Here is an 11,791-nt window from a genome sequence, read left to right as displayed (position 1 = left end):
GTCTTGCTATTTAGCTGTTTACTTAGCAGTACACTCTATTCTATTTGGAAAAAGCATTCAAAATAGACATTTCAGCTCAAGAAGAAAGACGCTATTGGCTCATAAATCAGGCCATTTTCATTGCGGTGAGAGTGGTATAAGTAGAACTTCTTTACCGTGAGTGAGAAAGGTGCAATTGGCTTATCGATAGTCGGTTCTGGCTTACAATTTCGAAATAGCGTGATATGTGGTGAGAATGGATGCGGGTTGTGATAGAGGTCGCATTTTTCTCCAAAAGCACGCAATGGATTGGCTAAATCAAGCAAAGCTTGTGGTTTTTGTTCGGGCTTTAAGTAAAAAATGCCATTGTGCTGCCAGTAGCCATAGTCACCAAAGGTGAGTGTAAATTTAGGCACCGATAAACTACTAGCAAAATCACAAAGCTCAGCTACTTGTGACTCCTCCACCATAGCAAGAAACGCCAGTGTAAGATGCCAATTATTCGGCTGAGTATTGGCTTTACTCGCGCTCACACTATCCACCAGCCATTGGCCAATATGCGCTCGAGTGTCGTCATCCATGCCAATACCAAAAAATAATCGTTTTTGCATCTTACACCTATATTGATAATCTAAGGTTTAACTAACCGCTTACCTACTAAAGTTAGCATAACCCCAGCGGAGAGACACAATAAGCCAACAAATTGCAGCCAGGCGTTTTCTACACGCTCACTAAATTTAGGGCCTTGAAAACAATAATGCCTTCTACCATCGGTTACCGATTCGGTATAAGCGCTCCCTTTATAGTCTGAAAAAAATACCGTTTTTTTGTCTAAACGTTTCGCCATGGCAAGCTTAACTTGCTCCACAAATCCAATATCGCTATTCCTACTATGAGGGACAAGGAGAAAGCGCCACTTTCTATATAACTCAACGGGCTCACCGGCTTGCAATACACCTTGAGATTCATATTCAAACAGTTTTTCACTAAAAAATATCTGTTTGTAGCCACTCCAAAATAACCCGACACCGAGAGATACTAGCAAAATAGCTAATATCGCAAGTTGCTTATATTGCTTTTGTTTTGATTGTTGATGTTGCTTATACCAATATTCGATGTCCGGTATTTGGCTTAGTTCTTCACGCTTTCCTTGTGTTGAAAGGGTTTGCATACACTCATCTAAGGATAAATTCAGCGCCGTCAGTAACTTTCTAAATACCTCGTTAGAAGGCACGGATTTGTCGTTTTCTAGTTTAGATAAATAGCTTTGCTCAACACACATTTGCTCAGCTAGCTGGGGTTGGCTTAAGCCTTTTTGTGTGCGGATCTGTTTAATAAAGTGTCCTAGTGTCATCACCGTCATCCTCGTTTATTGTTGTTGCGACCCGGCACATTCTTGGCAATTCTTTGATAAATACCAAGTTGAATATTTAGGAATAAGCATGAATATCATAGCATTACGAAATATTCACTGTTTGAATTGAAGTTTTGATTAAAAAGCACAATAAACAGGCTCACGTCCAGATCAATACAATGCCTTTTGGTGCAGCCGTGCGCGAAACTCACTGGGCGTACACGCCTTCAATGCTTGAAAACGACGATTAAAATTAGAAATATTATTAAAACCACATTGATCCGATATCACACTAATGGGAGAGGCAGAGCTAATTAATAGTTTACAGGCCTTGGCAATACGCAGCTGATTGATAAATTCCGTCACAGTTCGCTCCGTGCGCTTTTTAAAGAAACGGTGAAAGTGATTGGTGCTCATGTGCACTTGCTGTGCAAGCTCATCGGCGCTTAATTTGTCGGTGTAATTATCATAGATATAGGCAATAACCCGGTCGAACTTGTCTTTCGCGGGGTCATGGCGGGCGTCAAAGCGAAAGCCGTTACTGGCTAAATGTTGATAGTTCGATGTCGTCATCCGCGTTAACATTTCAAGCAAAAGCACAAAGCGCATTAACGGCTCGGCATCCGCGATTTGCTCAAACCACTTTTTCGCTTGCCGTGCGACTTCCACAGGAAATTTGACGCCTCGGCGCGCTGCATTTAACAATTCAGATAAGCCGTGTAATTCAGGATGCTGAGCCACTAAAGATTCCAACCAGTGCGCAGGTATTTGTGCAACATGGACAACGTGAGCGGAGTGATCCGGATTCGGTTTTGACTGCCAAGTATGTGGTAAGTCAGGGCCTAGGATAACCAAATCTAAGTCTTCGTAAGGGGCGATATGATCACCCACGTGACATACACCGACACTGTTGAGCGTCAAACAGATCTCATATTCCGGATGATAGTGCCAATTAAAGGGAATTTCGGGCAATTGATACAGGCAATAACGCCATGAACATCCAGGAGATGGTAGTACTTTCTCGTACATCGCGCGCATAGCAATTTCCTTTTACATTAATAAACTTATTTAAAATCGGCATGTTATAAACTTTAAAACAACTACTCGTTACACCTAGTTGCATATCATGCAAATTCAATCACCAACCAATATTAATCTATCGAAATATAGCGACAGCCTGAAGTGCAGTGAAGTATTTTTGTCAAATTACTCTCATTTAAGCGTGAAAAGTATCATTAGTAGATAGAAATATACCGCTTAAAAAACACCCAAGGCGATACCCTAGCTTCTGCCAACAACAAATAGGAACAATGGGCAGAACAATGAAAACAACTAAGTTGAAGCAATTTAAATTGAATAAACTTGCCGCCATCGTGACAGCAAGTACCTTATCACCCCTTTTACTCACCGCTGCACCATCAGCATTAGCCGAAGAACAAAGCGCAAAAGAAAATGTCGAAGTAATTGAAGTAAGAGGCATTCGCCGCTCGCTTGAAGCTTCAATGAACACCAAGCGCTTTGCAGATGGTATTGTTGATGCTATCACCTCGGAAGATATTGGTAAGTTTCCCGACAAAAACATTGGTGATGCGCTACAGCGTATTTCTGGGGTTACAGTCGACCGTAAATATGGTGAAGTAAGTGGTGTTACAATCCGTGGTACCGCGCCCGAGCAATCGCGCATCTTATTGAATGGCCAATCGGTCGCCAGTACCGATTGGTATGATTTGGGTCCATCGACGCGTACTTTTAACATGGAGCTGTTATCAGCAGAGCAAGTTTCGGCAGTTAACGTCTACAAAACGCCTGAAGCAAACCTTGAAGAAGGTGCGCTGGGTGGTACAGTGAATCTTGTCACGCGTAAACCACTGGACTTAGATGCACACACTTACATGGTGTCGGCAGAAATGGGCCGCTCTACCTTGTATGATGAAAATGACTTAAGCGGATCGTTTTTAGGTAGTTGGAAGAGTGACGATGAAAAATTTGGTGTGCTCGCAGCATATTCTGTTGAGAACCTGACTTCAGGCCGTCACGTTATTGAGTCCATTGGTGGCTACTATGAATATTTTGCGGCGGATCAAGACACGGGACAAGCATCTACAGTGGGCGCTTGGGCTATCGGCTCGCAAGCATTCAGAGCTGAGCGCGAGCGCACCAGCGCGCAACTTACCGCGCAATTTGCACCAAGCGATAACACCGAGTTTACAGTAGACTACTTTCGCTTTGAGTTTGACAATCCACATGTAAACCATAACTTTCTTACCGTAAGTGCCCGTGGTGCAGGTGCTGTTGATGTACAAAACAACGCAGCGGGCGGTACACAGCGTGCGCGTATTTTGCCAGCTTACGCGAACATTATATACAACCCTACTGTTCGTAACGCCGTAAATATGGAAGTCGATGCCTTAAACCTTAGTGGTAAATACGTCGGTGATACTTTCGAGGTAAGCGGTGTTATTGGTCGATCTACATCTGATGGTGGTACACAGTTTGGTTCCTCAAGTTGGTGGATCCCGGCAACGGATGAGGGTGGAAAAATTGGAGATCCTGCCTTCCCTAATGGTCAAAATAGTACTGATGGTGGCTTTACTTACGATGCCACAGGTCCTTATCAAATTTGGTTTGACTCGCTAGACCCAACCGATGCCTCACAGCTCAAATTTGCTCAGGAATCAAACTTCCAAACTACGGTTCAAGAGCATGAAGTGAGTTATGCGCAAGCCGATATCAAGTGGATGCTAGAGCATGATTACTTCAAGAACATCAAAGCGGGTGTGAAAATCAATAAAAACGAATTTGCACGTATCGCAATACAAAGAAATCCAGCGGATGTTGTTGGTTTTGTCCCTGATGGTAATAGTTTAGCTAACTGGAGTGATGGTATTTTTACCAATCTACATTCGCAAACGGGCGGACATATTCTTAGTTCATACGCCAAGCTCGATGAAGATAAGTGGTGGGATTTTATCACTGGCAAATATGAGGCGGGTGAACTAATTGAGCAGCAAGACCTAGGTAAAACCTACAATGTCGAAGAAGATATGCTCGCTATCTATGTGCAAAGTGAATTCAGCGGTGAAAACTTCCGCGGTAATATCGGCTTACGCTATGTGGATACAGAACAACAGTCCAGCGGCTATGTTGATAACACGGCCTTCGATGAAACGGTTGACTACGACAACTGGCTACCGAGCATCAACTTCGCTTATGACTACAGCGACGATATTATCATCCGTGCGGCCGCATCTAGCGTTATGTCTCGAGTTAATTATAACGACTTAAAACCAGGTCTAGCGATTGATGCCAACTTTGGTTCTGCCACCGGTGGTAACCCGAATCTTAAACCATATGAAGCTGACCAAGCAGATATTGGTGTCGAATATTACTTTACCGAAGCTTCCTTGTTCTCAGCAGCCGTTTTTGTGAAGAAAATTGACAACGTTGTCTTTTCTACTGAAGCGATTGAATATGTAGACGGATGCGGTACCGACCCTTCTAAGTATGATCAATGCCGAGTCACACGCCCACGTAGTAACGGAGACGGTGACGTAACAGGGATAGAACTGCAGCTTCAACATAGCTTTGATAATGGCTTTGGCTTTATTACTAACTACACCTACGTGGATAGTGAAACCACCACACCAGATAATGCAAAAGAAATGGTGCCGGGAGTATCTGAAAACTCATTCAATGGCTCGCTATTTTTCGAAAACGAGCAATTTAGTGCACGTATCGCTTATAACTGGCGTAGTGAATGGATTGGCGTCGGTGCAGCACAAGCGGTGCGCAACGATAGCTACCAACAATGGGATGCATCTTTGGTGTGGCATGCAATGGAAAATCTGGATGTCAGCTTAGAGGGTGTAAACCTGACCAATGAGGTTATTCAATCTTACGACACCAACTACAACTTAACGCAGAACACCATTGAATTTGGTACGCGTTATTACCTTGGCGTCAGCTATAAGTTCTAACCTCGGAGCCCCAGTCGCTTGCGGCTGGGGTCATTTGCCTATGAAAACTCATTTGCCTATGAAAACAATACAGTCACTCACCATCCTTGGTGGCGGTACCGCAGGTTGGATGTGCGCAGCCTACCTTGCTAAGCATCAACCCAATTTATCGGTCACGGTGATTGAGTCATCGAGTATTGGCAGAATTGGCGTTGGCGAAGGCTCAACGCCACATTTGCAGCTTTTTATGCAAAGCCTTGGTGTGAAAGAACGCGATTGGATGCCCGCATGCCAAGCAAGCTATAAAACCGGGATCTATTTTGATAACTGGAATGGCGACAATGGCAGCTATTTCCATCCCTTCTTCTCTGAAATGGATGCAAAAACAGCGGAAGTTTACTTTGTCAACGCCAACGCCAGACGTCGTGGTAGCGAATATATAGATAAGCCCGAACATTACTTCTTAGCCGCAGTGCTGGCCGACAAGCAACAAGCACCTCAGCCACAGCGTCCATTACCAAGGGCGCTTGAGTACGGCTATCACTTTGATGCGCAAAAACTCGCGGATTGGTTAAGGGCATATAGCTTAGCGCGAGGCGTAAAACATATTCAAAGTACGGTAAGTAGCGTACAGCATCACGCCAAAGAAATTATTGCACTGACACTTGAGTCAGGTGAGCAGGTGAAAAGCGATTTTTACGTCGATGCCTCAGGGTTTAACGCCCTACTGATAGAGAAAACGCTCGAAGTGCCCTTTATTTCCTTTGCAGATCAGTTACTCAATGATTCAGCTGTCGCGATTGCCGGCGCTAAAATCAACCCGCTACCTTCAAGTACTTCTGCTATCGCGATGCCGTGCGGCTGGCGCTGGCAGATCCCGCTACAAGGCAGAACCGGACATGGTTACGTGTACAGCAGCGCACATACCACTCCCGAAGAGGCTGAGGCTCAACTGCGCCAAGCCGCGCAACTCGATAAAGGACAAGCCAAACATCTCACCATGAAAGTGGGCATGATGGCGCGCAGTATTGAAGGCAATGTGTTTGCTATTGGCCTCGCACAGAGCTTTATTGAACCACTCGAAGCCACTGCGCTGATGGTCACAGGTTATAGCATTGAGTTATTAAATAGGCTGCTTTCGCAACAGCTCGAGGCACAAACCATCAATCAACAACTGTCAGAGCTGGTGCTCGGTATTAAAGAGTATGTACTGGCACATTACGCCACCAGCAAGCGCGCAGATTCACCGTATTGGCAAGATGCGAAAATCGCAGCACTGAGCTTAAACGAGCTCGATGAGCTGCTCACACACTGGCGTAGCGGTGGTGATTTTGACGCTTGGCTCAACCAACACAGGATGCACTCACCCTATATTCGTCCCAGTTGGTATTGCTTACTTGGCGGCATGGATCATCGCGATAGCACCTGCCAAATGCCCTTTGATCAAGCACCACAGCATATCGAACAAGCGGCCAAGGCCTATCTAACGAAGCTTAGTGATGAGCATTTTACTGCCCATACAACAGCACTGGAACAATTACAGCGAGCACAAGCGTTTCGTGCATAACCCAATTGCGGGTGGTGGTGAGATTCCCCTTGATCTTTTTGTTTGTCTGCCCACAAGCGAGATCGCCACGCCATCACCCGCTCTCTAATGAAGGTGGAAATACAACATGAAAAAAAGCTACCTAGTGATTGCCTTAGTATTGGCAACCTTTTTTACGGTGTCCTTTATCACCAATATTTTAGGCGCGATTTTTCCAGCATTAATAGAAAGTTACAGCATAGGTCTAACGCTTGCGGGGTTTTTCCCGTTCGCCTTTTTTATCGCTTACGGTGTGATGTCTATTCCAGCGGGACTGCTAGTTCAGCGTTTTGGAGAAAAAACCGTTATGCAGCTCGCATTTACCCTTGCTGCAATTGGTGCAACGACCTTTGTGCTAATGCCAACGTTTGCCATTGCCATGGTTGCGTTGTTTATGCTCGGCTGTGCCATGGCATTACTGCAAGTGGCTATCAATCCACTATTACGCGCTAGCGGTGGTTCAGAACACTTTGCCGTGCTTTCGGTGTTTGCGCAGTTGATGTTTGGTGCTGCCGCAACACTCGCGCCTTTGGTGTATAGCAAACTACAGTCTCAAGTCACCACCGCAGAGGGATTTGGCGGAGCGCTGTCTGGTGTTATCCCAGCAGATAAAACCTGGCTAAGTATCTATGCGGTATTCGCAATCCTAAGCGTCGTGATGCTATTACTCTCGCAATTTACGCCATTTAGCGCGGTACCCGAGCAGAAAAAGCAGCAGCTGAGCTGGTCACAAAGTATCGGCTTTTTTAAAGATAGAACCGTATTGAAATTTTTTGCCGCCATCGCCGCTTATGTTGCGCTAGAACAAGGTGTCGCAAACCTTATTTCCGTGTTTTTGCAGCAATATCATGGCTTAGACCCAACCATCGAAGGCGCAAAAGTGGTGAGCGAATTCTGGTTATGCCTAACCTTAGGCTGTTTACTTGGACTGGCACTACTTAAACTCATTGATGCGCAAAAGCTTCTGATTTTATTCAGCTCCGGCGCCGCTATCGCGCTCCTAAGTGCGTTATTCGGTAGCACTACGGTGGCGCTTATTGCTTTTCCAATTGTGGGATTCTTCCTCTCCATTATGTGGTCGGTCATCTTTGCTCTGGCATTAAATTCATTCAAAACCGGCCATGGCGCAATCACAGGGATTTTATGTACCGGGATCATTGGCGGTGCTTTTATGTCTCCCATCATAGGTTTTGCGGCTGAATTGAGTAACAACTTACAACTTGCTGCCCTGCTGTTACTACTGCCACTTAGCTATATTCTGAGTGTTGGTGTATGGGCTAATCCTTTGATTAAAAATAAAACTTTTGGCAATAGTCAAAAGACGCTGTCTCAACCTCTAAATGAAAATAGTTAAATTACGATGAATCACTCTTTGTTATGTATTGACTTGGGAGGCACCAAAGCGCTTGTGGCTTCGGTTGCCCACACTCAGATCGAGCAGGTACGCCAATATGCGGTGCCTAGTCAGGCCAACTTGAACCAAGTTAATGCCTTTGTTATTCGTTTAATCGAAGAAAACCTAACGGCCGAAACAACCGGTATTGCGATTGGCGTACCAAGCACACTGGATGTGTGCAGCGGCACCGTGCTGACAACACAAAATATTCCTCATTGGCAAAATGTGCCTCTGAAACGGTTGTTAGAACAGCACTTTTCATTGCCCGTTGTTGTCCATAATGACGCAAACTGCTTTGCATTTGGTGAATACTTATATGGTGGCTACCATGCCAACAACCTAATTGGCGTATGCCTTGGCACAGGTATTGGTGCCGGTTTTGTGTTTAACGGTAATTTATATACGGGTAACCATAGTGCTGCAGGAGAGCTAGGCAACTTAAGCTATCTTGATGGAATTATTGAAGATTATGCTTCAGGACAGTTCTTTGGGCGACAAGGAATTGAAGGGAGATGGTTGGCCGAACAAGCACGCAGTGGCGACCCATTTGCACTACAACAATTTGAGATTTTTGGCAGTCACGTTGGTCATGCACTCGCGCAAGTAGTCATGGTGCTGAATCCAGATGTCATTGTACTTGGCGGCTCCGTGACGCATTCATATGACTATTTTAACGCTGCACTTGAAGCCAAGATGCAGCAATTGCTTGGCAATGCTTTATATCAATCCGTTCGTGTCATTCCAAGCACCTTAAATCACGCGCCACTTTTAGGGGCATACGGATTGTTTCAACACAATAAAATTAACCATGATAACAAGGAACTAGCCAATGAAGTTTAATCGGCTTATGGCCCTACTTTTTGGGGTGTCGTCACCCCTTTATGCACTCGACCAAACCGCTGTAAACTGGTTAGGCCAAAATCTTGATGTAAAGTACACCTTGCTTGATAGCAAGCCGAGCACCTGCCCCAAGGCACAACAAAAGTGCTATTACTCAGAGCTGAGTTTTAGCGTAGCTAAAGAAAATACCAAGGCAAATAATGACTTTGCTATCTTTTTTAGCCAACTGATGCCGATTTACCATGTTGAAGACGATAACTTTGCCATCACCCATATCAATGGTGATATTCACAAAATCACGCCTACAGCAGGATTTAGTGGGTTTTCAAGTGCCCCCACTACCGTGCGCTTTTATACCAAGGACTCTCAGGTTACACGCTCAGAATTTATGCCAAATTATGTTGTAACGGACGCGCAGCTTAAGCTCACCCCACAAGTGATCAAAAGCACGCAAACCCAGCGCGATAACGACACAGGACTTGAGCTACAACCTTATCTGACGCCATTTGATACGCTCAACCAGCTGCAAACCAGCAGTAAGGATGACACGCCGTGGATGGGCAGTGAATACTTATATCAACATCAAGTGCAGCCAACGCTTGATGTTGCAATTGGGCTGATACCAAAACCCAAACAACTGACAGTGCTGTCCGATAAACGACTCAATTTAGCGGCCGGTATCAATCTGCAACTTTCAGGCGTTTCCGCTGAGGCTATCGCCATGGCACAACAGCGACTCAATACCCTTGGGGTAAAAAGCACCAAGGACGGGCTTGTAGTTAATGTCGCTGTAAAGCCAAATAAGCAATCAAGTCCAAATTATCAACTGACGGTCGCCGAAAATAATATCTCAATCCAAGCCAATAACAGCGCCGCTGCATTTTATGCGCTACAAAGCCTTGCAGGGCTGTTGGATATTAATGATTTAAGTATTCCCATGGTGGATATTAATGATACACCAAGGTACGACTTTCGTGGCTTACACGTCGATGTTGCCCGCAACTTCCGCTCCAAAACCTTTATTTTACAAACCATTGAACAGATGGCGGCGTATAAGCTAAATAAACTGCACCTTCATTTAGCGGATGATGAAGGCTGGCGCTTAGCCATCGACGGTCTTGACGAACTCACCTCTGTCGGCGCTTATCGCTGCTTTGATTTGACCGAAACTCGCTGCCTATTGCCGCAATTAGGCGCTGGGAATGATAAAAACGCGCAAGTGAATGGCTTTTACTCTGCAGAGGATTATATTGAGATCCTGCGCTATGCCAAGGCGCATCATATCGAGGTGTTACCCTCATTAGATATGCCTGGTCACTCACGCGCTGCAATCATCGCCATGGAGGCGCGATATAAAAAGCTGATGGCACAAGGCAAACCAGAGGATGCGCAGCAATATCGATTAGTAGAAGCTGCTGACAAGACGCGTTACAGCTCCATTCAGCATTACAACGACAACACGCTAAATGTCTGTATTGCAAACACTTATACCTTTATCGACAAAGTATTAAGCGAAGTAAAAGTACTTCATGACCGTGCAGGTGTACCACTCAACACTTACCATATAGGTGCAGATGAAACCGCAGGTGCTTGGCTAGAGTCGCCGGCTTGTAAAAAATTGCGCTCAAGCGTGAAAGATTTTACCAACTTTAACGGTTACTTCATTGAACGGATCGCAAAGCTGCTAGATAAGAAAGGAATACAGGTTGCAGGGTGGAGCGACGGTTTAGGTGATGTACGTGCTGCGAATATGCCAGCAAACGTACAGAGCAATGCTTGGGCGACATTAAGCGAAAACGGGCACGCGGTCGCGCATCGCTTCGCCAATCAGGGCTGGCAGGTGGTCTTGTCTAGCCCTGATGTAACCTACTTTGACTTTCCATATCAATCTCACCCAGAAGAGCGTGGTAATCACTGGGCAAGCCGTGCTATCGAAAGCAAGAAGATGTTTGAATTTATGCCAGACAACCTTCCTGCGCATGCAGAGATCTGGAAAAATACCAATAACCACGCCTACATAGCCAACGACAGCGACTCATCACTAAACAAAGGGGTTAAGTTTGCCGGGCTCCAAGGGCACTTATGGAGTGAAATGCTGCGCAGTGATGCACAAGCCGAATACATGCTTTATCCAAGGCTATTGGCCCTTGCAGAGCGTGCATGGCACCATGCCGAGTGGGAATTACCCTACCAAGCCGGTCGTATATACAGCCAGTCTAGCGGATATTTTACGGCTAAGTTACAAGCGCAACGTGAAGCTGATTGGCAACGATTCGTGGCTATTTTGGGCAATCAAGAGCTACCTAAATTAGCACAAGCCGGAATTGAATTTCGCATTCCCGTCGTTGCCGCAAAACAGCTATCTGGAGCAAAGCTCGACGCTTTTACCGCCATTCCGGGTTTTGTTATCGAAGCACAGCTTGAAAACGGCAATTGGGTGACCTTCAATACTTCACTAAGCAACGTACTTGCACTTAGGGCAGCTCGGTTAGGCTCCGAGCGCAAGGGAAGATCGCTAAGTTTAGACAAAAAGTAGGCCTAACTGGTTTTTAACGCTGAGTACTTTATTAGGTACTTGGCGTTTTCATTGTTGCCAAATATCCCATCACATAATCATTCGAAAGCAAAATGTTGAAAAAGTAAGCAATATGTTTTAGCTTGGCAATTGTGTTTCTTTTTTG

8 protein-coding genes are annotated in these 11,791 nt (G+C 45.3%); 5 read left to right on the top strand and 3 right to left on the bottom strand.

Features of this window, described 5'->3' with window-relative positions; all coding sequences use genetic code 11:
• Window positions 1-71 precede the first annotated feature (71 nt).
• From thpR to L1271_RS18920, 3 genes are all read right to left on the bottom strand, one after another.
• Complete coding sequence (gene thpR / locus L1271_RS18930; RefSeq protein ID WP_193521934.1) at window positions 72-590, bottom strand: RNA 2',3'-cyclic phosphodiesterase; 519 nt, start codon at window positions 588-590, stop codon at window positions 72-74.
• A gap of 20 nt (window positions 591-610) precedes the next feature.
• Window positions 611-1,333, bottom strand: a complete 723-nt coding sequence (locus L1271_RS18925; protein ID WP_235368531.1) for a helix-turn-helix domain-containing protein — start codon at window positions 1,331-1,333, stop codon at window positions 611-613.
• A gap of 171 nt (window positions 1,334-1,504) precedes the next feature.
• The gene (locus tag L1271_RS18920) at window positions 1,505-2,371 is read right to left on the bottom strand and encodes a helix-turn-helix domain-containing protein (RefSeq protein WP_010606984.1); all 867 of its coding nucleotides are present in this window, start codon (window positions 2,369-2,371) and stop codon (window positions 1,505-1,507) included.
• A gap of 284 nt (window positions 2,372-2,655) precedes the next feature.
• Between L1271_RS18920 and L1271_RS18915 the strand changes: the two genes are divergently transcribed.
• The 5 genes from L1271_RS18915 to L1271_RS18895 all read left to right on the top strand — a co-directional run bounded on the left by L1271_RS18915 (window position 2,656) and on the right by L1271_RS18895 (window position 11,646).
• A complete protein-coding gene (locus tag L1271_RS18915) occupies window positions 2,656-5,310 on the top strand; it encodes a TonB-dependent receptor (RefSeq protein WP_235368530.1) in 2,655 nt (884 codons plus the stop codon).
• A gap of 58 nt (window positions 5,311-5,368) precedes the next feature.
• On the top strand, window positions 5,369-6,856 hold the full coding sequence (locus L1271_RS18910) for a tryptophan halogenase family protein (protein WP_235368529.1): 1,488 nt from the start codon (window positions 5,369-5,371) through the stop codon (window positions 6,854-6,856).
• A 106-nt stretch (window positions 6,857-6,962) separates the two neighbouring features.
• A complete protein-coding gene (locus tag L1271_RS18905; protein ID WP_235368528.1) occupies window positions 6,963-8,228 on the top strand; it encodes an MFS transporter in 1,266 nt (421 codons plus the stop codon).
• A 6-nt stretch (window positions 8,229-8,234) separates the two neighbouring features.
• Window positions 8,235-9,110: an ROK family protein gene (locus L1271_RS18900; RefSeq protein ID WP_235368527.1), complete on the top strand. Its 876-nt coding sequence runs from the start codon at window positions 8,235-8,237 to the stop codon at window positions 9,108-9,110.
• A complete protein-coding gene (locus tag L1271_RS18895) occupies window positions 9,100-11,646 on the top strand; it encodes a family 20 glycosylhydrolase (RefSeq protein ID WP_235368526.1) in 2,547 nt (848 codons plus the stop codon). The genes L1271_RS18900 and L1271_RS18895 overlap by 11 nt, the downstream gene beginning before the upstream one ends.
• Window positions 11,647-11,791 lie beyond the last annotated feature (145 nt).

The sequence above is a fragment of the Pseudoalteromonas sp. OF5H-5 genome, from assembly GCF_021530695.1.
GTDB lineage: Bacteria > Pseudomonadota > Gammaproteobacteria > Enterobacterales > Alteromonadaceae > Pseudoalteromonas.
The sequence above is the reverse complement of the archived record's forward strand: the minus strand, read 5'-3'. Positions and strand labels throughout refer to the sequence as shown.